Origin of the sequence: Microbacterium sp. K2, from assembly GCF_051365005.1 — a bacterium.
GTDB lineage: Bacteria > Actinomycetota > Actinomycetes > Actinomycetales > Microbacteriaceae > Microbacterium > Microbacterium foliorum_B.
Genome location: NZ_JBLWII010000001.1, coordinates 2358199 through 2379438, shown reverse-complemented (window position 1 = coordinate 2379438; position 21240 = coordinate 2358199). Strand labels below are relative to the sequence as shown.

Below are 21240 nucleotides of genomic sequence, written 5' to 3'. Positions count from 1 at the left end.
GATTCGCATTGTATGGGACTATGTGTCCAGCAAGAATGCAGACGTCATCACAGTCTGTCCAAGACCCCGCCCATGAGGAGCATTGTGTCCACCAAGAGCGACGAAGCCGTGAAGCAATCTGGACGAAGTGCCGCCCCACTGGACGACATCGGATACAGAATCCTCGAGACGCTGCGCGATAACGGTCGCATCTCGATCGCCGCACTGGCCGAAACCGTGGGGATCTCCCGCGCGAACGCCTACACGCGCGTCGAGACGCTGATGCAGGACGGCGTCATCACGGGGTTCAGTGCCCGGGTCGACCAGTCCAAGGCGGGACTGTCCATCGGCGCGCTCGTGTTCGTCACCGTGCACCCGCAGGCCTGGGCGTCGTTCCGCGAGAGCGTGCTCGAGATGCCCGACGTCGAGTGGTGTGCCATCACCACGGGCGAGCACGACGCCATGCTGCTCATACGCGCCGTCGATGTGAGTGGCGTGCACGAGTTCACGACCGGCGTCATCGCACAGCTGCCCGAGGTGCGCACCGTCGTCAGCGTGGTCGTGCTCGACGAGGTGATCCGCCGGTCGTTCCTGCTGCCGAGCGACCTGCCCGAACGCGATCTGGCGACTCCGCTGGGCATGACGCGATGGACGCCGGCGACGCCGGGTCGCGACATGCTCCCGCCGCGCTGACGGGCGAGCTCGAATCCGAGGTCAGGCTGCTGCGGCCTCTTCGCACACGCTGAGCTGCGGCAGTCCGTGCATCTCGTAGTGCTCGACGAGTCGGATGCGACCGTCGTCGGTGAGTTCGAGCTGGCTCTCGCCGTCTCCGGTCACGACGGCGCCGTCTGAGACGAGCACGTGCACGAACGACACCCAGATGGTGTCGCCGGTGCGGGTGCCGACGAAGCGTCCGAAGGTGACGGTGTCACCGGAGTAGTCGCCCCAGATCGCACCGTCCTTCTCCCAATAGACGAACTCGCTGGGCGATTCGGGGTCTACCGCCGAAGTGGTGGAGGAGACCATCCGGAACCGGCGGCCGTCGAGCGAGGGAATGGTTGCAGTCGAGCTCACACTCCGATTATGGAGGGCACTCTCGGGTGCGCTGAAGCCCTGTCGGCAAGCGTCTTCCCGGCCCGCTCACCGGGCAGATCGGGCGAGACGAAACATGCCTGGCCCTCGACGCCCGCGGCGTTTCGTCTGACGCTGTGCGAGCTCGACCGGCCTCTTACTCCCCCGCATAGTGCGCCGCCTCCGCCGCGCGAAGGGGTGATCCGATATCTCGCAGGTACCGTGGGTCGCATGCATTGGATGTCTGACACCTCGGCCGGCGACTGGCTGCGCGAACGCCTCGACGATCCATGGAAAGCGACGATGCACGCCGTCGTGCCGCACGGTTTCCCGGCCTACGCCCGCATCCTGCACCCCGCCATCGTGCGCTCATTGCCCGACCGGCCGGTGCCGACCTACGACGAGTACGACGCGATGCCGGATGCCGAGCGGCAGTCCCTCCTCGATCGGTTCATCGATGAGCCCGTGACCTGGGCCGAGACGGCATCCGCCTTCGGCACCACGCTGCATCCGCTGGCGCAGTGGCAGCGCATCGTGCGCACTCCACCCGACGCCGACTGGAACCTACGGCTGTCACCCGACGGTCGAGAGTTCACGGGTCCGATCGAGGGTGAAATGGCACCCGAGATGCTCGCATCCATCGCCTCGCATCTCATCGCTCACACGACGACTCCGGATGCCGGTTTCGCGGCGCTCTGGGAGGGCCGGGGCGGTCTGGTCGGCCACATGGGGCACGGCCCGTCCCGCGCCTTCCTGACATTCAGCGACGACCCGAATCACCAGGCGATGCTCGATCGCAGCGTGAAGGATCCGTTCAACAACGTCTTCCGAAAGCAGACCTGGCAGGAGGGCATCCTGGCGCGCGAGATCTCGGAGGGCCCACGGTTCCGTCTGCCTGAGCGGGACCACGTGCTCTTTCGTGGAGCCATCACGGACTTCACGCGTCATGACTGGGTGCTGGAGGCCCCCTGGCGCGACCGCCCGGCCGAGGAGCACGGGTTCGAGCCGTCCGCGCAGACCCCGAGCATCCTGTGGCCCGACGACCACGCCTGGGTGATGGTGAGCGAGATCGACTACGACTCGACGATCGTGGCCGGGTCGACCGAGCTGGTCGCCGCGATCTGCGCCGACGAGCGGCTCGAGGCGTTCCCGATCCCCGAGAACGCCGACCTCACCTGGGATGCCGACGAGGTGAATCGATGACGACGACGCCGCAGACGGGACCGACCTTCGACGCCGCTCCGCTCACCGAGCCGGTCGATCCGAAGGCGGTCACCGCGTTCGCGGCCGAGCTGCGTGCCCGTGGATCCAGCGGCACGCGCGGCACGACCATCTTCGCGATCGTCGTCATCTCGCTCATGGCCCTCGTCGTGGTCCCTGTGGTCTTCATGACCATCGTCAGCATCGTCTCCACGCCCGGCGGATCCGGGTTCGCGACAGTCCCGCTGGTGATCTTCGGCGTCATCGCAGTCATGATCGCCGTCGGGTCGTTCATCGGCTGGCGTCGCGCCCGCGTCACCCGCTATCGCCTCCACCGCTTCGCCCAGGCGAACGGCATGTCGTACGAGGGACGAGTCACCGCTCCCTCGCTGCCGGGGATGATCTTCAGCCTCGGCGGCTCGCGCATGTCGACCGATCTCGTGCGGGGCACGACGCCGAGGTTCGTCGAGTTCGGCAACTACCAGTACACGGTGAAGCGCGGCAAGAGCTCGACCACCTATCGCTGGGGCTACGTCGCGGTGAAGCTCGACGCGCCGCTGCCCAACATCGTGCTCGATGCCAAGGGCAACAACGGCTTCGGGTCGAACCTGCCGGCGTCCTTCCAGAAGGAGCAGCGGCTGTCGCTCGAAGGCGACTTCGACGAGTACTTCACGCTCTACTGCCCCGAGGGGTACGAACGTGACGCGCTGTATCTGTTCACGCCCGACATCATGGCCCGGTTCATCGACAACGCCGCCGAGCTCGACGTCGAGATCGTCGACGACTGGATGTTCCTCTATACGCAGCGCAGGGTGTCGACGCTCGACCCTGCGACCTGGGCCTGGCTGTTCGGTGCCGTCGGCGCGTTGATCACGAAGCTCGATCAGTGGGAGCGCTGGAGAGACGAGCGTCTGCTCGTCGAGAATCCGACGGCTGCGGCATCCGCTTCGCCATCCACCTCAGCCCGGCCCGTGAACGAGCGCCTTCCGTTCGCTCCCCCGGTCGGCCTGCTGTCGCCGCCGCCGGGCGTCGCGCACGAAGGACGCAGACTGAAGCGAAGCTTCCCGTGGGTGCCGGTGGTCTTCATGATCGCCTTCGCGGCGTTCTGGTTCTGGTCCAGATCTTTCTGAACGCGAACCGCCGAGGGTGGGTTGTGGGGGTGGGTGCTGACTGGGGATCAGCGTTCCCACCCCATCCCCCCTCGGGATCAGAAGGAGATCTGACACTCCCTCCGCAGGACGGTCGAACCGTCCGTACGCGCGGGTCAGCTGGGGACTGACAACTCTGCGCGTATATGAGTAATGGTATACCGGCATACGTTGCATTCCATTGCGCGGAAGAGACTCGACCGAACGCGTTGCATCGCGTCCGAAAACGTGCGAAATGAGGGCCTGGAGCCCCCTTCTGACGCGGCATTCGTGCATGCTCGGAAAGGCCCTGTCAGCCGTGACGTCGCGCATTACCCAGAGTGACGGACCCGGCCCCACCTCTTTCTGCATGCAAGAGAATGGAAGGTGATGTCTGAATTCGAAGATCACACCCAGTGGCAGGCCGAGCGTCGCGCCTCCGTCACCTCGGCGACCGGAAACCTCGCTCTGATCGAGACCCGCTGGACGGGCGAGGCGCCCGATCTGGATGCCGAGCAGCAGGCGGCGTCCGACACGGTGACCGTGACGCCGATCCAGCGCACGAACATCGAGACCGGTGAGGCCGAGCACGGACTGCGCCGGTGGGATGCCGATGCGCCCGCGATCCGCGCCTTCGACCGCATCGACACCTATGACTACGACCCCGCGTGGGTGCTCGAGGGGCACTTCACCCCGGTGTCCGGCGATCGGCGGGTGTCGTTCGAACACATCCGCGACAACGGCGGCACCCGGGAGCTCGTCGTCCCGGGCGACATCCATTTCGAGCTCGACGGCCGCGAGTACACCCTGGCGGCCTTCGACGACGGTGGCACGCTGCTGCTCGTGTTCGGCGATGAGACGAACGGCTCCGAGACCTACGGGTCGGGCCGCTTCCTGTTCGTCGAGCTGCGCGACGACGAGGGATCCGTGACCCTCGACTTCAACCGCGCTTTCGTGCCGCCCTGCGGATTCAGCACCCAGTACAACTGCCCGCTGCCGCCGGCATCCAACCGCTTCCCCCTGCCTATCCGAGCAGGCGAGAAGAACGTCGTCTTCCGCGACGGCTTCGACATCTACGCGGCGTGACGCCGCACCCCCTCACCCTGGAGCACTCATGAGAAGAACCCGCATCCTCGGCGCGCTCGGCGCCGTGGCCACGCTCGCCCTCGTGGCCGGATGCGCGTCGGGCGCGACCGACGACGCCGCGAGCGAAGACGCCACGATCTTCATCGGCTCGCTGTACGAGCCGACCAACCTCAGCAACACCCAGGGCGGCGGCCAGGGTGTGACCGAGGCGCTGACCGGCAACGTCTACGAGGGCCTCTACCGGCTGACCGACGACGGCGAGGTCGAACCGCTCCTCGCCGAGGATGCTCAGGTGTCCGACGACGGACTCACCTACACGATCACGCTGCGCGACGACGTGACCTTCCACTCCGGTGACCCGCTGACCTCCGCCGACGTGAAGTCGAGCGTCGAGGCCGTCACCGCCGAGGACTCGGTCTCTGCCCGCAAGTCGAGCTTCAAGACGATCGCCGACATCGCGACCCCCGACGACCAGACCGTCGTCTTCACGCTGTCGCAGCGGTCGATCTCGTTCCTCTACAACCTCAGCTACGTCTGGGTCGTGAACGACGAGGCCGGCGACATCACCGGATCCGAAGACGGCACGGGCCCCTACACGCTCGACGAGTGGAAGAAGGGCTCGACCCTGACGCTCGAGCGCTGGGACGACTACTGGGGCGAGCCGGCCAAGAACGCCGAGGTCGTCTACACGTACTTCACCGACGCGACCGCCGAGAACAACGCTCTGGCCACGGGCGAGATCGACGTGATCACCAGCGTGCAGAGCCCGGATTCGCTCGCGCAGTTCGACAACGACGACTACGTGATCAGCGAGGGCACCTCGACCACCAAGGAGCTGCTCGCGTTCAACGACCGCGTCGCTCCCTTCGACAACGCGCTCGTGCGCAAGGCGATCTACTCGGCCATCGACACCCAGAAGCTCCTCGAGTCGATCTGGGGCGACTACGGCACGCTGATCGGCTCGATGGTGCCGCCGACCGACCCCTGGTACGAGGACCTCACCTCGGTGAACCCGTATGACGTCGAGCTCTCGAAGGATCTGCTCGCTCAGGCCGGCTACGCCGACGGCTTCACGTTCACGCTCGACACCCCGAGCTACGACCCGCACCCCGCCGTGGCGGAGTTCCTGCAGTCGCAGCTCGCCGAGGTCGGCATCACGGTCGAGATCAACACGATCAGCGCCGACGAGTGGTACACGAAGGTGTTCAAGGAGCAGGACTTCGAGGCCACGCTCCAGGAGCACGTTAACGACCGCGACGTCGTCTGGTACGGCAACCCCGACTTCTACTGGGGCTACAACGACGCCCAGGTGCAGCAGTGGGTCGCCGAGGCCGAGCAGGCCGCGACGACCGACGAGCAGACGGCTCTGCTGAAGCAGGTCAACGAGAAGATCGCCGAGGATGCCGCGAGCGTATGGTTGTACCTCTACCCGCAGATCGTGGTCGCCTCGAGCGACCTCAGCGGCTACCCGGTCAACGGCCTGAACTCCCAGTTCTTCGCCTACGACATCGTCAAGTCCTGACGCGCGAGGGGGATGCCGCGCGTCGGCATCCCCCTCCTCATCCTGAACAGTCATGCTCGCTTATCTGATCCGCCGCCTCGCCTTCCTCGTGGTCTCGCTCGTCGTCGCGATGATCGCGATCTTCGTGCTGCTGCGACTGCTGCCGGGCGACCCGGCGAACGCCCTGCTCTCGGTCAACGCCACCCCCGAGCAGATCGCCGCCGCCCGCGCGCAGGTCGGCTCCGATCAGCCGCTGCTGCAGCAGTTCACGACCTGGGCGGGTCAGCTGCTGCGCTTCGATCTCGGAGAGTCGTTCCTGAGCTCTCGTCCGGTCGGTCCCGACATCGCCGACCGCCTCGCCGTGACCCTTCCCCTCACTCTCATCGCCTTCACGCTGGCCCTGCTCGTCTCGCTCGTGATCGGCATCACGGCGGCCGTGAAGTCCGACCGCTGGTACGGCATCGCGCTCTCGGGCTTCGCGCAGCTCGGCGTCGCGGTGCCCGTGTTCTGGGTGGGCGTCGTGCTGGTGTGGGTCTTCGCTCTCGGACTCGGCCTGCTGCCATCCGGCGGGTTTCCCCGCGACGACTGGGAGGACCCGGCCGACGCGCTGCGCTCGCTCGCCCTGCCGGTGATCACCATCGTGATCGTGATGAGCGCCTCCCTGAGCCGATACGTGCGGTCAGCCACCCTCGACGTGATCGGCAGCGACTACCTGCGCACCGCCCGGGCCGGGGGCTCCGGCATGGCCGAGGCGCTTCTGCGTCACGGCGTGCGAAACGGCTCGGTGCCCGTCGTCGCGATCCTCGGCATCGAGCTGTCGACGACGCTGCTCGGCGCGGTGGTCGTCGAGAGCGTCTTCACTCTTCCCGGGCTCGGCAGCCTGCTGCTGTCGGCCATCGAGCAGCACGACTTCCAGGTCATCCAGGGCGTCCTCGTCGTCAGCACACTCTTCGTGCTGCTGGTCGGGTTCGCCGCAGACATCGTGCAGCGCCTGATCGATCCGCGTCTGCGCACGAGCGTCTCGGGCAACCGATGAGCCGCGTCGCCGAGCAGCTGATCACCGGCTCCGTCCCCGTGCGACGCCGGCCCAAGGCGACCCTGCTGATCGGGCTCGTGCTCACCGGCGTCGTCGTGCTGATCGCCCTGGTCTCGCTGTTCTGGCTGCCCTATCCGCTCGCCGACACCAGCGGCAGTCGCCTCGAAGGGCCCAGCGCCCTGCACCTGCTCGGCACCGATCGACTCGGCCGCGACCTGCTCTCGCAGCTCATGTGGGGCGCGCGAATCGCGCTGATCGTCGGCACCTGCTCGGTCGCGATCGCCGCCGTGCTCGGCACCATCGTCGGCCTCATCGCGGCGTTCTCACGCCCCTGGGTCGACGACACGCTCTCGGCCGGACTCGATGTGGTGATCGCGTTCCCCGTGCTGCTGCTCGCGATGCTCGTCGTCGCGGTGCAGGGAGCGTCGCTGTGGTCGGCCGTGCTCGCGATCGGTCTCGCGATGTCGGCGGTCGTCGCGCGGCTCACCCGCATCCTGTCTCGCCGCGTGCTCCAGGAGCAGTTCGTGACCGCCGCCCGCACCAGCGGCACTTCGACGCTGGGCATCGTGTTCCAGCACGTGCTGCCGAACATCGCGCCGACTCTCGCCGTCAGCCTCGCGCTGCAGTTCGGTGCCGCGGTGCTCGCCGAGGCGAGCCTGTCATACCTCGGACTCGGCGCTCCGCCGCCCAACGCGTCGTGGGGTCGGATGCTGCAGGAGGCGCAGGGCACCGTGCTCACCGCCCCGGTCGGCGCGATCGCCCCCGGTATCGCGATCATCGCTCTCGTGCTGGGAGTGAACTTCCTCGCCGACGGTCTGCGCGACCTCGCCGACCCGACCCGCAGGAGGAGCCGATGAGCATTCTCGACGTCTCAGGCCTCACGGTCCGGTCGGCATCCGGCGCGCTCGTTCGCGATGTCTCGTTCTCGCTCGCGGCCGGCGAACGTCTCGGGCTGATCGGCGAATCGGGGTCCGGCAAGTCGCTCACCTCGCTCGCCGTCACCGGTCTGCTGCCGGATTCTCTCGACGCCTCCGGTTCGGTGCTGCTCGATGAGCACCAGGTCGTCGGTGCTCGGGATGCCGAGCTGCGCCCGCTGCGCGGACCGGTCGCGCAGATCGTGTTCCAGGAGCCGCTCACCGCACTCGATCCGCTGATGCGGGTCGGTCGTCAGATCGCCGAGCCGCTGCGCCGTCACCTCGGCCTGCGCGGTGCCCAGCTGCGTTCGGCTGTCGCGAGCGCTCTCGATGAGGTCGCGCTCTCGGATCCGCGCATCGCCCGCGCCTACCCGCACGAGCTCTCGGGCGGTCAGCGCCAGCGCGTGGCGATCGCTATCGCCCTCGCAGCGCGCCCGAAGCTGCTGATCGCCGACGAACCGACGACCGCGCTCGATGTGACGGTGCAGGATGCCGTGCTCGCTCTGCTCGAGCGACTCGTCGCCGACCGGGGCATGGCGCTGCTGTTCATCAGCCACGATCTCGCCGTCGTCTCGCGCATGGTCGACCGCATCGTGGTCCTTCGCGACGGGATCGTGGTCGAAGAGGGCGCCGTCGCACAGGTGCTGCAGGATCCGTCGGAGCCGTACACGCGGATGCTGGTCGACAGCGCGCGTGCACTCGATGCGTTCCTCGACACCGGGGAGGGCGAGCGATGAGCATTCTCGAACTGCGCGGTGCGGGCTTCGCCTATGGATCCCGGCGGGTGCTCGACGACGTGTCGCTGAGCCTCGACGAGGGCGACTCCCTCGGCCTCGTCGGCGAATCGGGCGCCGGCAAGTCGACGATCCTGAGGCTGTTGCTGGGACTGTCTGCACCCCGTGACGGCCAGATGCTGTTCGAGGGAAAGCCTCTGTCGTTGCGCGACCGCACGCAGATGCGTCGCTTCCGAGCAAGTGTGCAGCCGGTCTTCCAAGACCCGTACTCGTCGCTCGACCCCCGTCAGCGCATCGACCGCATCATCGGTGAGCCGCTCCGTTCACTGCGCCTGGCATCCGGGGCCGACGCGCAGCATCGCATCGCCGAAGCGCTCGAATCCGTCGGGCTGCCCGCCGACACCGCCCGCCGATATCCGCACGAGTTCTCGGGAGGGCAGCGTCAGCGCATCGCGATCGCGCGCGCGGTCGTCTCGCGCCCTCGGGTGCTGCTCGCCGACGAGCCGGTCAGCGCTCTCGACGTCACGACCCGCGTGCAGGTGCTCGAACTGCTCGACCGCCTCCGCCGCGAGAACGGCCTGTCGCTCATCATGGTGTCGCACGACCTGACCGCCATCGCCTCGGCCTGCGACCGCACGGTCGTGCTGCAGAACGGTCGCGTGGTCGAGCAGGGTTCCACGGCATCCGTGCTTCATGCCCCGCGGGACCCCTATACGCGCGCGCTGGTCGCCGCGGTTCCCCGGCTGCCGCGCTGATCCGGCCGTCCCCACCGTCCCTACCGTCCCGGGTGGCTGGCCGTGTCACGGACGGCTGCCCGACCGACGGCGTGTCCGCAGCCAGTCGGACATCGTCCAGCCAAATGGCCGCAGATGGCTCCCTGGGCTCAGGCGATCTCGTGCCAAGCCCTTCGCAGTGCCGCCACTGAACTGGCCATCTCCGCGTCGCCGAGATACTCAGGGCCATCGGAGATGTCGACGTTTCGAAGAGGGTCATCCGCGAGGTGCTGCGGGAACACATGACAATGAAGATGCGGTGCCCGATGCCCCATCACCAGGTAGTTGATCTTCCGCGGGTCGAAGGCTGTGCTGACAGCTCGACCCGCCCGCTGGACATCACGCCAGAAGGCGTCGAGCTGGTCCGTATCCAGCTGACCGAGGTCGGTGAGATGCTCGCGAAGTATGACGACGGTGTAGCCGGGATGCGCCTGGTTCCGCACCAGACGGACGTGAGTCATCTCAGTCGAGGCGACGAGCATGCTGTGCTCGTTCTCCGGCAGATGAGCGTCGGCACACATCCCGCAGTGCTCCGGATCCACAAGCTCCGCCCACTCGTCATCACTCCACCACATCGCCCCATGGTAACCAGGAGAACTCCGCTGCCAGTCGCCTCCAGCGCCGAGCGCCGCTATCCTCGACCTATGCGTTTCACCGTTTCGTCGTGGTGGCTGCCGGAGCAGCCGTAACGCATTCACGCGCGGGCTGCACGGCAGCCCGCGACCCCTTCGCGGCACCATGTCCGTGCAGCTCCTTTCGATTCAGGAGCAGATCATGGACTCGTACGCCGCAACCCTCGCTCGCATGCCCGACCTCCGGGAGGCGATCGAACAGAACCCCGAGGACTACCGAGTGCTCACCGGGGAGCGCCCTACGGGGAGGCTGCACCTCGGCCACTACTTCGGCACCATCCGCGAGCGTGTACGACTGCAGGAGACCGGTATCGAGACGTTCGTCATCCTGGCCGACTACCAGGTGATCACCGACCGAGACTCGGCCGGCGATGTGCGCGGCAACGTGTACGGCGCGATCCTCGATTACCTCGCCGCCGGCCTCGATCCGAAGACCACCACGATCTTCACCCATTCCTCGGTGCCGGCCCTCAACCAGCTCCTGCTCCCCTTCCTCAGCCTGGTCACCGAAGCAGAGCTGCACCGCAACCCGACGGTCAAGGCCGAGCTCGCGGCATCCGGTCGAACCCTGAGCGGCCTGCTGCTCACGTACCCCGTGCACCAGGCGGCCGACATCCTGTTCTGCAAAGGCAACCTGGTTCCTGTCGGGAAGGACAACCTCCCGCACGTCGAGACGACACGAACGATCGCGCGTCGCTTCAACGACCGTTACGGCCAGGTGTTTCCCGAGCCGGCGGCTCTCGTGACCGACACCCCTGAGCTTGCCGGCCTCGACGGACGCAAGATGTCGAAGAGCTATGGCAATGCCATCGCGCTGGGGATGACGGCTGACGAGACCGCCGATGCCATCAGGCGCGCTCCCACCGATTCGGAGCGCGGCATCACTTACGACCCCCTGAACCGGCCAGGAGTCTCTGGGCTGCTCGCGACGGCCGCGGTCGTTCTCGAGCGCACTCCGGAGCAGATCGCGGACGAGGTCGGCGGCGCGGGGGCCGGTGCGCTCAAGCGCCTGACGACCGAGGCGGTGAACGAGTTCCTCGCAGACCACCGGGCTCGTCGTGCCGCGCTCACCATGGCTGACGCCGCCGCCGTGCTCCGTGAGGGCAACGAGCACGCGCAGTCGGTCGCGAACAACACGCTCGACGAAGTGAGAACGGCGATGGGGATGACGTACTGACGGCCGTCAAGAGGTCAGTTCGGCTGAACTCGGTATTGCTTCATCGTCTCCTGCATCCGTCCCGGATGACTGGCCGTTTCACGGATGGCTGACCGATCGACGGCGAGTCGCCAGCCAGTCGGGCATCAGCCAGCCGATCGGCCGCCCGCCGAACCCGACAGCCCGAAGTACGCAAGCTCCGCGTCGTTCAGCATCCGCGAGCGGATGAGGAACCGCATGCCCGTCGGGCCCTCGACCGAGAATCCCGCACCTCGACCCGGCACGACGTCGATGGTCAGGTGCGTGTACTTCCAGTATTCGAACTGAGACTCCGACATGAAGACCTCGACCGGGGCCTCGAGCCCGACGTCGAGCGCGCCCAGCAGCACGTCGCTCGGGCCGGTGATGAACATCCCCACGGGGTAGCACATGGGCGACGAGCCGTCGCAGCATCCGCCGGACTGATGGAACATCAGCGGCCCATGCTGCACCGTGAGATCTCTGACGAGGGATGCTGCGGCATCCGTCACGTCGACCCGCTGGTAGGTGCCGATGCTCACCATGGTCCACTCCTCTCGATCGCCCCCGGTCGTTGAGCGAGGACGGCGGAGCCGACCGAGACGAAACGCGGCGAGCGGCTCAGCGCGTTTCGTCTCGGTGCTCCGCTCCTCGCTCAACGAACGGCGGAGTTGCACGACTCAGAAGAAGCCCATAGGCCCTTCTGCATACGAGACCAAGAGGTTCTTGGTCTGCTGGTAGTGGTCGAGCATCATCTTGTGGTTCTCGCGGCCGACGCCCGACTGCTTGTATCCGCCGAACGCGGCGTGCGCCGGGTACTGGTGATAAGTGTTCGTCCAGACGCGCCCTGCCTCGATCGCCCGCCCCGCGCGGTACGCGGTGTCGCCGCTGCGGCTCCACACCCCCGCGCCGAGTCCGTAGAGCGTGTCGTTCGCGATCGAGATCGCGTCGTCGAAGTCGTCGAACGAGGTGACCGACAGCACCGGCCCGAAGATCTCCTCCTGGAAGATGCGCATGTCGTTCGTGCCCTCGAACACGGTCGGCGCAACGTAGAAGCCTTCGCTGAGGTCGCCGCCGAGATCGACGCGGTCGCCTCCCGTGAGCAGCCGCGCGCCGCCCTGCTTACCGATGTCGATGTAGCTGAGGATCTTCTCCAGCTGATCGTTCGATGCCTGCGCGCCGATCATCGTCGCCGGGTCGAGCGGATTGCCCTGGATCACCTTGCCGACCCGCTCGAGTCCGTCGGCGAGGAAGCCGTCGTAGATCGACCGCTGGATGAGTGCGCGCGACGGGCACGTGCAGACCTCGCCCTGGTTGAGCGCGAACATCGTGAAGCCTTCGAGCGCCTTGTCGTAGAACGGGTCGGCGGTGTTGCGGGCGACGTCCTCGAAGAAGACGTTGGGGCTCTTGCCTCCGAGTTCGAGGGTCACCGGGATCAGGTTCTGCGAGGCGTATTGCATGATCAGGCGCCCGGTCGTGGTCTCACCCGTGAAGGCGACCTTGCGGATGCGCTTGTGCTGCGCCAGCGGTGCGCCCGCCTCGATGCCGAACCCGTTGACGATGTTGACGACACCCGCCGGCAGCAGGTCGCCGATGATGTCGAAGAGGAACAGCAGGGATGCCGGAGTCTGCTCTGCCGGCTTGATGACCACGCAGTTGCCTGCGGCGAGCGCCGGCGCGAGCTTCCACACGGCCATCAGGATCGGGAAGTTCCACGGGATGATCTGGCCGACGACCCCGAGCGGCTCGTGGAAGTGATACGCGACGGTGTTCTCGTCGAGTTGGCTGATGCCGCCCTCCTGCGCCCGGAGCACGCCGGCGAAGTAGCGGAAGTGGTCGACTGCGAGGGGGATGTCAGCGGCGAGCGTCTCGCGCACGGGCTTGCCGTTCTCCCAGGTCTCGGCGACGGCGATCTCTTCGAGGTGCTGCTCGATGCGGTCGGCGATCCTGTTGAGCACGACCGAGCGCTCGGCCGGGCTGGTCTTGCCCCAGCTCGCGAACGCCTTCCAGGCGACGTCGACCGCGCGGTCGATGTCTTCGACGGTCCCACGACCCACCTCGGTGAACGGCTTGCCGTTGACCGGACTCACGTTCTCGAAGAACTGACCCTTGACCGGATCCACGAACTCGCCGCCGATGTAATGGCCGTACCGCGGACGATAGGTCGCGACGGCGCCCGGCTGACCGGGAGCGGCGTACGCGGAGGATGCGGGGGCGGTGGACACGTCTTCTTCGACGATCGTCATCGGAACTCCTTCGACGGGCCACGGCGTCGGTGCTGCGGCTGTCCTCCGACGGTAGGTCGGCGGAGGTTGCGCTCCGATGCGCAACGTTGCGAACGATTGCACGGCGGCCACAGGCCGGATCCGCTCGAACGGCTGATGATTCCCCGGATGGCGGGCCTACCGTCGGCGTGTACGCGTTCGGGCGGGGAGCCCTCAGCCGGATGACCCCGGGTCAGCGATCTTCGATGCGTTCGATGCGCGCGACGAGTCCGGCGCGCTTCGGAGACCGGGCCGGCAGCATCTCGAGAGCGAGACGCAGCGCCGCGGCATCCCCCTGCCCTTCCGGGATCTCCGCGTATTCCAACAGAACGTCGAGGCTCGCCTCCGACAGCATCGTCTCGCGCAGCGCCGCTCTCACCGACTCACGGAACTCCTCCACACCCGGCGAGGTCGATTCGGGAAGCACGGGGCCGCGATAGGCGGTCAGTGCGACCCGATGCGCGCCTCGGTCGAGCAGCGAGAGCACGTCGTGCGCGTCGGTCTCGAGGGGCACCGTCAGTCGGTAGGGCCGGGATTCGGGAACGAGGCTGGGCGCGTGCTTCTCGAGCACCTTGCGCAGGCGCACCATCTCAGGGCGCAGAGTGTCGGAGGATGCTTCAGGTCCGTAGACGAGTTCGCTCAGGCGCTCGGCAGACAGGCCCTGCCGGTTCACCGCGAGCATCAGCAGGATGGCCGCGTGGCGAGCGCTGAGCTCGATCATCGACTCCTCGAGCTCGGTCTCGGACTCCAGGCGCGCTCTGTCTCGCCCGAGCACGTGCAGGGTCGCGCGGGTCGTGGGCTTGGCGCGAGACGAGAAGGTCGTGGGGCGCGGCGCGTCGCTGCGTGCCCGAAGCCGCGCCACCATCAGCTCGGACTCGACGGCGCGCGCCGTGGCATCGACCAGCAACCGTGCCTGAGTCGAGACGACGTCGTCTCCGCCCGTGACGTCGATCACTCCGAGCACCCGCCGCGTCTCGGGGTCGCGCACGGGCGCCGCGGTGCACGACCACGGATGCACGAGTCGGTTGTAGTGCTCGGCCCCGCGGATCTGCACCGAGTGCTCGAGCTCGAGCGCGGTGCCCGGGGCGGTGGTGCCGACGGCATCCTCTGCCCAGTTCGCGCCGGCGACGAATCCCATGCCCTCGGTGAGCGACTGCAGCTGGCGGTCGCCTTCGATCCACAGCAGCCGGCCGGCCTGATCGCCGACCGCGACCACGACCCCCGACTCCTCGGGAGTGCCGGGCAGGAGAAGTGCCCGGATCATGTCCATGGCGGATGCCAGCGGATGAGTCAGGCGGTAGGCCTCGAGCTCCTCTGTCATGAGCTCGATGCGTGGGGCCTCCTCGGGCGCGACCCGCCCTCTCCACGAACGCACCCACGACTCACGGACGAGAGGACGCACCTGCTGCAGTCGATGATCGTCGAGGTTGCCGGCGATGAGTTCTTCATGTGCACGCTCGATCAGCAGACGAGAGGCCTCAGGAGGACCATCACGTGACACCTGCCACGACGCGACCACAAGCATCTCCATTCGTCGTCGGTGGAGCGTTACCTCAGTGTAGGAGCCGGATGCCGCGGGCGTAACCCGCGATATTCCGGCCGCGTGCACAGGCGTCTGAACCGGTGTACCGGTACTTCGCCGCGGAGTCCGTAACATGCACGAAGACACCGTCGCGAGCGGAGGATCATGCGAAGAGGCCCCGTCGCTGCGCGCGCGGAAGCCACCCCGCCCACGAGGTCATCACGAAGGGGGGTCTTCGTCGCGCAGACGCTCGCATTCGCCGTCGTGCTCGCCGCCGCGCTGGTCGGCGCGATGCTCTTCACCGGAGCGGAGAACGACCGCGGGGCCGTCGGCATGCTCGCGGGTGGTGTCGCCGACGAGCTGGCCGAGCGTGTTCTGAGCCGCGACCCTCGGCCGTTCGGCAGGCCGTTCTCGCTGTATGCGGTCGTCGATGCCGACGGCCACGTCATCGCGACAGGTGGCATCGAGGGCGAGAGGGCCGAGGGCTGGCATCTTGCGAGTCTCAGTGACGAACCGGGTGCCCGCGTCGCGGGCGGCTATTCGCTTCCGCTCGCGCGAGGCGGCTGGCTGGTCGTCGAGGTCGATGCGCGCTGGCGAGACGGGCGGATCCTGGGCATCGTGCTTCCGATCGGATTGTTGATCATCACTGTCGGAGCGACGTCGTTCTACCTGCTGCGGGTTCTGTCGGTGCGTTTCACCCGGGCCGCCTACCGAATGGAGCCCGAGCAGGTCGACCAGATAGTGCGCGAGCGAGCGGCGCTGTTGGAGAGCATCGCAGACGCGGCGATCGGCATCGACAGCGACGGCGGTCTGCTGTGGTTCAACTCGACCGCCGGCGATCTGCTCGGTCTGGCCGAGGACGACATCGGCACGGATGCCGAGCGGCTGCTCTCCGCAGCGAGCGGGGGCAGCGGCGGGCGGGCGCTCGACGCGCACCTGATCCAGATCGGCGATCGCGTCCTGATGCTGTCTGCCGACCTCGATGTCTCTCAGGCGGGCGGCGAGAGTCGACTCGTGATGCTCAGGGACTACTCACGGGATGCCGCCCTGCTGCGCGCGTTGGACGGTGCGCAGAACCACATCGATGCGCTGCGCTCGCGTGGGCACGAATTCGCCAACACTCTTCACATCATCGAGGGGCTGCTGGAGATGGCCGAGCCTGAGCGCGCTCTCGACTTCGTGCGTGCCGGCGGGGTGTCGGGCGAGTTCGGCATGCCGGCCGACGGGGTCGAGGACCCGAGCGTTCGCGCGCTCGTCTACGCGCACCGGGCCCGTGCCCGTGAGCGCGGCATCGGTCTGCTCGTGTCACCGGGAGCCGCGCTGCCCGATCTGGCCGGCGCAGATCAGAGCTTCACCGAGGCGAGCCTGCTGATCGTCGGGAACTTCCTGTCGAATGCGGTCGAGAGCTGCTCGACGGGCGACACCGTGCAGCTGATGATCCAGACATCCGAGGCGCCCGACGGCTCAGGTCCCGTCGTGAACTTCGCGGTCGACGACAGCGGCCCCGGAATCCCGGAGCATCTGCGGGCCCGGGTCTTCTCCCTGGGCATGAGCACCAAGCCGGGTCGTGATGCCCGTGGCTATGGTCTGGCCATCGTGCGCGGATCCGTCACCCGATTGGGCGGCAGCTGCGCGTGCCTCACATCGGATCTGGGCGGCATGAGGTTCGAGGCGAGCATCCCCGTTCCCGACTCCGAGCGCGCGAGGTTCGCCCATGGCTGAGCTCCGCGTGCTGATCGTCGACGACGAGCCGATGGCCGCTCAGCTGCATCGGATGTTCGTCGAGCGGACCCCCGGATTCGTCGTCGCGGGCATCGCGTCCTCCGGCGAGGCTGCGGTCGAGATGATGCAGGGCGACCGTCCCGACGTCGTCCTGCTCGACCTCCAGCTCCCCGGCATCTCCGGAATCGACGTGCTGCGCCTGCTGCGCACGCACCACGGCAACGACGTCGACGTCATCGCCGTCACCGCAGACCGCAGGGCGAGCAGCGTCTCGCAGATGCGGATGCTGGGCGTGGCCCACTACCTCGCCAAGCCGTTCTCGGTGCGAGAGCTGCGCTCCCGGCTCCGATCGGTGGCACGGGTGCGCAGCGCCCTCTCATCCCGACAGAGCTTCGACGGCCAATCCGAGATCGACGAGGTCATGCACAGCGAGTTCGCCGTCGTCGATGTCTCGCCCGGCCGACCGCACGACGCCACCGATCAGGACATCCGTGCCGGGCATCCGCTCGATCTTCTGCGAGAACGCGCCGATCTCGCGATCTCAGAACAGGCGCACTCGATCGATTTCACGCTGCACACCCTCGCTGACTCGCTGCACGTCTCGGCGCGCCAGCTGCAGCGGGCGTACGCACGCGACGGGCGCTCGGTGCAGGATGCGATCCGCGATCATCGCGTCGGGGTGGCCGCGATGCTGATGCTCGGAGTGGAGCGCCTCACGGCGACCGAGATCACCCGCCGAAGCGGCTTCAGCAGTCCGCGCAGCATGCGGCGCGCGTTTCAGGACGTGCACGGGGTTCCACCCGCACGCTGGCGAGCCGCGCACGCGACCCCCGAGATCGACGAGTCGGGATAGCGACGGGAAAGGGACAGAACACGTCGGGCTGATGCGGAAAGCCCCATCGGGGTCAGGCGCGATGGCGTGAGCCGCGAAGATACTCGGGAGGTCGCTGTGGCTCGAAGGCGACGTAGTTGCCACTCCTGCGACGCGACCTCGGTCGCGCGTGGGGCGCGACAAGGCACACGTCCTCGGACGTCTGCGTCAGAGGAGCCGTTGAGGTCTCCTCGCCATGAGGGGGCGTTCAACTGGGGGGACCCCCCTCATGGGCGCGCCGCGCGCGGGCCGTCAGGGAGTCAAGCTGCTCGATGAGCTCAGCCCCGGGCGGCCCACCATTCGCGAAGGCGCTGCTCGGCGGCATCCGTTCCGATGACACCCTCGTCGAGACGCAGCTCGAGCAGGAATCGGTAGGCCTCACCGACCTCGCGACCGGGCGCGATGCCGAGGATGTTCTGGATCTGGTTGCCGTCGAGCTCCGGGCGGATGGAGTCGAGTTCCTCCTGCTCGCGCAGCGCGGCGATACGCGACTCGATGTCGTCGTACGCCGAGGCGAGCCGTCCCGCCTTGCGCTTGTTGCGCGTGGTGACGTCGGCACGGGTGAGGATGTGCAGTCGCTCGAGCTGGTCGCCCGCATCGCGCACGTAGCGGCGCACCGCGGCATCCGTCCAGGCTCCCTCGGCGTAGCCGAAGAACCGCAGATGCAGTTCGATCAGCTTGGACACGGCCTCGGTGGTGTCGGAGTCGAACCGCAGCGCCTGCAGACGCTTGCGCGCCATGCGCGCTCCGACGACGTCGTGGTGGTGGAACGTGACGACGCCGCCGTCTTCGAGCTTGCGGGTGCGGGGCTTGCCGATGTCGTGCAGCAGGGCCGCGATGCGCAGGGCGACATCGGGCTCTGCGCCCGGGTTGCGAGCGTGCTCGAGCGAGATCGCCTGCTTGAGCACCGTGAGCGAGTGCTCGTAGACGTCCTTGTGATGGTGATGCTCGTCGACCTCGAGACGCAGAGCGCTCACCTCGGGCAGGAACTCCTCGATCAGCCCCGTGTCGACCAGCACGCGGACACCGCGCACGGGGTCATCGGTCTGCATGAGCCGCACGAGCTCCGACTGGATGCGCTCAGGGCTCACGATCTCGAGCGTCGCGCGCAGCTGTGCGATCGCGTCGAAGGTGTCGTCGTCGATGCGGAAGCCCAGCTGAGCGCTGAAGCGCGCAGCGCGCAGCATCCGCAGCGGGTCGTCACCGAACGACACGTGGGGGTCTGCGGGAGTGCGCAGGACACCGGCGATGAGGTCTTCGACTCCCCCGGTCGGATCCACGAGCTTCACGGCCGGAACCAGCAGCGCCATCGCGTTGACGGTGAAGTCGCGTCGGTGCAGGTCTGCTTCGATCGTGTCGCCGAACTCGACGGTCGGCTTACGGGTCACACCGTCATAGCTGTCGGCTCGGTACGTCGTGACCTCGACCTGCTCGCCCTGCACACGCGCGCCGATGGTGCCGAACGCGCGGCCGATGTCCCACTGAGCGGTCGAGATCGGCTTGACGATGCGCAGGATGTCGTCCGGCATCGCGTTCGTCGTGAAGTCGAGGTCGTGGGTCGGCCTGCCGATCAGCGCATCACGAACGGGTCCGCCGACCACGGCGAGGTCGAAGCCCGCTGCCTCGAAGGCCTCGGCGAGGGTGCGGACGACCGGGTTCTCGGCGAGCGCGCCGAGACGAACGAGGCCGTCAGCCATATTGAGCATGGGTTCCAGCGTACCGGGGTGCGCGTGTCGTCCGTCGGCGTCGGGTGAGTCCGGGAACAGCTTCGGATGCAGTGGCCGACAGGCCGTCCCGCATCCGGTCGCTCCGGCGAGTCGCCCCACGATCCGAATCCGTGCCCGAACACCCTCCGAGTCCTAAGATCAGCACGTGAGCGGAGAACAGAGCGAGTCCCCCACAGCGCCGGTGCCCTCGCGGCGCGGGTTCCTCAAGATGGGCGGCGCCGCACTGGCCGGCGCCGTGATCGGTGGCGCCGGCGGCGCGGCGATCGGTGCGAACGTCACGAATCAGCGCAACGGCTTCGCGACCGCACCCGATCCGTTCGCCGCGCTCACTCCGCGCAGCGAGCCCGGGTTCGACCACCTCGTCGTGGTGATGGGCGAGAACCGCTCGTTCGACAACCTGCTCGGGTATCTGTACTCGAAGGAGACGCTTCCGAAAGGCGAGAAGTTCGAGGGTCTCGCGTTCGGCACGCACAGCAACACCGCGGCAGACGGCACGGTCGTCGACGCACACGTCTACACGGGCGACACCGACCGGATCATGAGCTTCCCCGACCCCGACCCGGGCGAGGAGTATCCGCACGTCAACACGCAGATCTTCGGCACGGTAGACCCCAAGGACAACGCCGACCTCTTCGTCGACCAGATGTCAGCCCCGTTCAACGCACCGACGCACGGCGAGAAGGCGACGATGTCGGGCTTCCTCGAGGACTACATCATCAACTTCCGCCGTCTGCGCAAGGGCGCCGAGCCCCGGCCCGAGGAGGCCGCGCACATCATGGGCTCCTTCTCGCCTGAGATGCTGCCCGTGCTGTCGACGCTCGCCTCCGAGTTCGCGGTGTTCGACCACTGGTACGCGGGGGTGCCGTCGCAGACGTTCTGCAACCGGTCGTTCTTCCACGCGTCGACCTCTCATGGCTTCGTCACCAACCAGGCGGGCGGCGGGTATCGCAAGTGGCTCGATGCGCCCGCGGCGCCGACGGTGTTCAACCGGCTCGAAGACGAGAAGGTCAGCTGGAAGATCTACATCGACAAGCTGCAGCTGGTGTCGTTCACCGGGATGCTGCATGCCGCGGTGCTCGAGAAGTACTGGCGCACCGAGCATTTCGGCACGATGGAGGACTTCTACGCGGATGCGAAGAATGGCACCCTGCCTGCATACGCCTTCATCGAGCCGCGCATGGTCTACGACCACAACGACTTCCATCCCCCGTTCGGCTCGCCGCGCGAGAGCGAGGTCGACGGCGAAGCCGTGTATGACAGTGCGATCTCCGATGTGCGCGCCGGTGACCGGCTGATCCACGACATCTACGAGGCCGTGCGCACCAGCGCGTCGCCGAAGGGCTCCAACGCCGTCAACACTCTGCTGCTCATCACCTTCGACGAGCACGGCGGATGCTACGACCATGTGCCCCCTCCTTCGGCGACGAAGCCGACGAAAGACACCGAAGCGGGCGAGATGGGCTTCACCTTCGATCGACTCGGATGCCGTGTGCCGGCCATCGCCGTGTCGGCGTACACGCGGCGAGGCACCATCGTGCACGACGAGATGCACCACGGGTCGGTCACGGCCACCCTCTCGCGCCTGCACGGCCTGAAGCCGCTCAATGACCGCGACCAGTCGGCGAACACGCTGTTCAACGCCGTGAACCTCGACCAGCCCCGGCATCCGGCCGACTGGCCCGTCACGACACCCGCGTACACGCCCCCGAATCCCGAGCGCGCTGAGCCGAAGCCCGGTGACCCCACCGAGATGAAACCGCTCACCCCGCCCGCTCGCGGTCTGCTCGGTCTGCTCATCGCCAAGTACGGCAAGCCGGGAGAACCCGAGCCCGAGACGTTCGCCGACGCCTACCGTCTGCTGCACGAGCACGGTGAGGAGCTGTTCGGCCCCGCGGACTCGAAGTAGC

19 protein-coding genes are annotated in these 21240 nt (G+C 67.5%); 13 read left to right on the top strand and 6 right to left on the bottom strand.

Annotated features, from left to right (window positions below; translation table 11 throughout):
- Positions 1 to 84 precede the first annotated feature (84 nt).
- The gene (locus ACLKOY_RS11550; protein WP_258184332.1) at positions 85 to 672 is read left to right on the top strand and encodes an Lrp/AsnC family transcriptional regulator; all 588 of its coding nucleotides are present in this window, start codon (positions 85 to 87) and stop codon (positions 670 to 672) included.
- Positions 673 to 693: 21 nt separating this feature from the next.
- Here ACLKOY_RS11550 and ACLKOY_RS11545 read toward each other — a convergent pair whose 3' ends face one another.
- The gene (locus tag ACLKOY_RS11545) at positions 694 to 1053 is read right to left on the bottom strand and encodes a hypothetical protein (protein ID WP_436453733.1); all 360 of its coding nucleotides are present in this window, start codon (positions 1051 to 1053) and stop codon (positions 694 to 696) included.
- A gap of 237 nt (positions 1054 to 1290) precedes the next feature.
- Between ACLKOY_RS11545 and ACLKOY_RS11540 the strand changes: the two genes are divergently transcribed.
- The 8 genes from ACLKOY_RS11540 to ACLKOY_RS11505 all read left to right on the top strand — a co-directional run bounded on the left by ACLKOY_RS11540 (position 1291) and on the right by ACLKOY_RS11505 (position 9403).
- Positions 1291 to 2253: a hypothetical protein gene (locus tag ACLKOY_RS11540; protein ID WP_436453732.1), complete on the top strand. Its 963-nt coding sequence runs from the start codon at positions 1291 to 1293 to the stop codon at positions 2251 to 2253.
- Positions 2250 to 3380: a hypothetical protein gene (locus ACLKOY_RS11535; protein ID WP_436453731.1), complete on the top strand. Its 1131-nt coding sequence runs from the start codon at positions 2250 to 2252 to the stop codon at positions 3378 to 3380. The genes ACLKOY_RS11540 and ACLKOY_RS11535 overlap by 4 nt, the downstream gene beginning before the upstream one ends.
- Before the next feature lie 387 nt (positions 3381 to 3767).
- Complete coding sequence (locus ACLKOY_RS11530) at positions 3768 to 4463, top strand: DUF1684 domain-containing protein (RefSeq protein WP_436453730.1); 696 nt, start codon at positions 3768 to 3770, stop codon at positions 4461 to 4463.
- A 28-nt stretch (positions 4464 to 4491) separates the two neighbouring features.
- Positions 4492 to 5985, top strand: a complete 1494-nt coding sequence (locus ACLKOY_RS11525) for an ABC transporter substrate-binding protein (RefSeq protein WP_436453729.1) — start codon at positions 4492 to 4494, stop codon at positions 5983 to 5985.
- A gap of 52 nt (positions 5986 to 6037) precedes the next feature.
- A complete protein-coding gene (locus tag ACLKOY_RS11520; protein WP_436453728.1) occupies positions 6038 to 7000 on the top strand; it encodes an ABC transporter permease in 963 nt (320 codons plus the stop codon).
- Positions 6997 to 7857 (top strand): ABC transporter permease, encoded by an 861-nt coding sequence (locus ACLKOY_RS11515; RefSeq protein ID WP_181164269.1) that lies wholly within the window; start codon positions 6997 to 6999, stop codon positions 7855 to 7857. Before ACLKOY_RS11520 ends, ACLKOY_RS11515 begins: the two co-directional genes overlap by 4 nt.
- Entirely contained in the window at positions 7854 to 8651 is a 798-nt protein-coding gene (locus tag ACLKOY_RS11510; RefSeq protein ID WP_436453727.1) for an ATP-binding cassette domain-containing protein, read from the top strand. Before ACLKOY_RS11515 ends, ACLKOY_RS11510 begins: the two co-directional genes overlap by 4 nt.
- Entirely contained in the window at positions 8648 to 9403 is a 756-nt protein-coding gene (locus tag ACLKOY_RS11505) for an ABC transporter ATP-binding protein (RefSeq protein ID WP_436453726.1), read from the top strand. The genes ACLKOY_RS11510 and ACLKOY_RS11505 overlap by 4 nt, the downstream gene beginning before the upstream one ends.
- A 128-nt stretch (positions 9404 to 9531) precedes the next feature.
- Here the strand turns inward: ACLKOY_RS11505 and ACLKOY_RS11500 are convergent, their stop codons facing one another.
- Positions 9532 to 9996, bottom strand: coding sequence for an HIT family protein (locus ACLKOY_RS11500; protein WP_436453725.1), 465 nt, complete (start codon positions 9994 to 9996; stop codon positions 9532 to 9534).
- A 199-nt stretch (positions 9997 to 10195) separates the two neighbouring features.
- On the opposite strand from ACLKOY_RS11500, the gene trpS reads away from it, so the two are divergent.
- Positions 10196 to 11230, top strand: coding sequence for a tryptophan--tRNA ligase (gene trpS, locus ACLKOY_RS11495; RefSeq protein WP_436453724.1), 1035 nt, complete (start codon positions 10196 to 10198; stop codon positions 11228 to 11230).
- Positions 11231 to 11355: 125 nt separating this feature from the next.
- Here the strand turns inward: trpS and ACLKOY_RS11490 are convergent, their stop codons facing one another.
- The 3 genes from ACLKOY_RS11490 to ACLKOY_RS11480 form a co-directional block, all read right to left on the bottom strand.
- Positions 11356 to 11772: a DUF779 domain-containing protein gene (locus ACLKOY_RS11490; RefSeq protein ID WP_436453723.1), complete on the bottom strand. Its 417-nt coding sequence runs from the start codon at positions 11770 to 11772 to the stop codon at positions 11356 to 11358.
- Positions 11773 to 11907: 135 nt separating this feature from the next.
- The gene (exaC, locus tag ACLKOY_RS11485; protein WP_140038524.1) at positions 11908 to 13473 is read right to left on the bottom strand and encodes an acetaldehyde dehydrogenase ExaC; all 1566 of its coding nucleotides are present in this window, start codon (positions 13471 to 13473) and stop codon (positions 11908 to 11910) included.
- A gap of 211 nt (positions 13474 to 13684) precedes the next feature.
- Positions 13685 to 15022: a GAF domain-containing protein gene (locus ACLKOY_RS11480; protein WP_436453722.1), complete on the bottom strand. Its 1338-nt coding sequence runs from the start codon at positions 15020 to 15022 to the stop codon at positions 13685 to 13687.
- 156 nt (positions 15023 to 15178) lie between these two features.
- Here ACLKOY_RS11480 and ACLKOY_RS11475 point away from each other — a divergent pair, with 156 nt between their 5' ends.
- Complete coding sequence (locus ACLKOY_RS11475) at positions 15179 to 16735, top strand: sensor histidine kinase (protein ID WP_436453721.1); 1557 nt, start codon at positions 15179 to 15181, stop codon at positions 16733 to 16735.
- The gene (locus tag ACLKOY_RS11470; RefSeq protein WP_436453720.1) at positions 16728 to 17588 is read left to right on the top strand and encodes a response regulator; all 861 of its coding nucleotides are present in this window, start codon (positions 16728 to 16730) and stop codon (positions 17586 to 17588) included. The genes ACLKOY_RS11475 and ACLKOY_RS11470 overlap by 8 nt, the downstream gene beginning before the upstream one ends.
- A 296-nt stretch (positions 17589 to 17884) precedes the next feature.
- On the opposite strand, the gene ACLKOY_RS11465 is transcribed toward ACLKOY_RS11470, so the two are convergent.
- Positions 17885 to 19312, bottom strand: coding sequence for a CCA tRNA nucleotidyltransferase (locus ACLKOY_RS11465; protein WP_436453719.1), 1428 nt, complete (start codon positions 19310 to 19312; stop codon positions 17885 to 17887).
- 166 nt (positions 19313 to 19478) lie between these two features.
- On the opposite strand from ACLKOY_RS11465, the gene ACLKOY_RS11460 reads away from it, so the two are divergent.
- Positions 19479 to 21239 (top strand): alkaline phosphatase family protein, encoded by a 1761-nt coding sequence (locus ACLKOY_RS11460; RefSeq protein ID WP_436453718.1) that lies wholly within the window; start codon positions 19479 to 19481, stop codon positions 21237 to 21239.
- The last annotated feature ends 1 nt before the right edge of the window (position 21240 follow it).

Coding starts and splice junctions, on each gene's coding strand:
- ACLKOY_RS11500 (WP_436453725.1), bottom strand. CDS start 9,996: ATGTGGTGGAGTGATGACGAGTGGGCGGAGCTTGTGGATCCGGAGCAC.
- ACLKOY_RS11480 (WP_436453722.1), bottom strand. CDS start 15,022: ATGGAGATGCTTGTGGTCGCGTCGTGGCAGGTGTCACGTGATGGTCCT.
- ACLKOY_RS11535 (WP_436453731.1), top strand. CDS start 2,250: ATGACGACGACGCCGCAGACGGGACCGACCTTCGACGCCGCTCCGCTC.
- ACLKOY_RS11530 (WP_436453730.1), top strand. CDS start 3,768: ATGTCTGAATTCGAAGATCACACCCAGTGGCAGGCCGAGCGTCGCGCC.
- ACLKOY_RS11475 (WP_436453721.1), top strand. CDS start 15,179: ATGCGAAGAGGCCCCGTCGCTGCGCGCGCGGAAGCCACCCCGCCCACG.
- ACLKOY_RS11525 (WP_436453729.1), top strand. CDS start 4,492: ATGAGAAGAACCCGCATCCTCGGCGCGCTCGGCGCCGTGGCCACGCTC.
- ACLKOY_RS11540 (WP_436453732.1), top strand. CDS start 1,291: ATGTCTGACACCTCGGCCGGCGACTGGCTGCGCGAACGCCTCGACGAT.
- ACLKOY_RS11505 (WP_436453726.1), top strand. CDS start 8,648: ATGAGCATTCTCGAACTGCGCGGTGCGGGCTTCGCCTATGGATCCCGG.
- ACLKOY_RS11490 (WP_436453723.1), bottom strand. CDS start 11,772: ATGGTGAGCATCGGCACCTACCAGCGGGTCGACGTGACGGATGCCGCA.
- ACLKOY_RS11515 (WP_181164269.1), top strand. CDS start 6,997: ATGAGCCGCGTCGCCGAGCAGCTGATCACCGGCTCCGTCCCCGTGCGA.
- trpS (WP_436453724.1), top strand. CDS start 10,196: ATGGACTCGTACGCCGCAACCCTCGCTCGCATGCCCGACCTCCGGGAG.
- ACLKOY_RS11470 (WP_436453720.1), top strand. CDS start 16,728: ATGGCTGAGCTCCGCGTGCTGATCGTCGACGACGAGCCGATGGCCGCT.
- exaC (WP_140038524.1), bottom strand. CDS start 13,473: ATGACGATCGTCGAAGAAGACGTGTCCACCGCCCCCGCATCCTCCGCG.
- ACLKOY_RS11465 (WP_436453719.1), bottom strand. CDS start 19,312: ATGCTCAATATGGCTGACGGCCTCGTTCGTCTCGGCGCGCTCGCCGAG.
- ACLKOY_RS11520 (WP_436453728.1), top strand. CDS start 6,038: ATGCTCGCTTATCTGATCCGCCGCCTCGCCTTCCTCGTGGTCTCGCTC.
- ACLKOY_RS11510 (WP_436453727.1), top strand. CDS start 7,854: ATGAGCATTCTCGACGTCTCAGGCCTCACGGTCCGGTCGGCATCCGGC.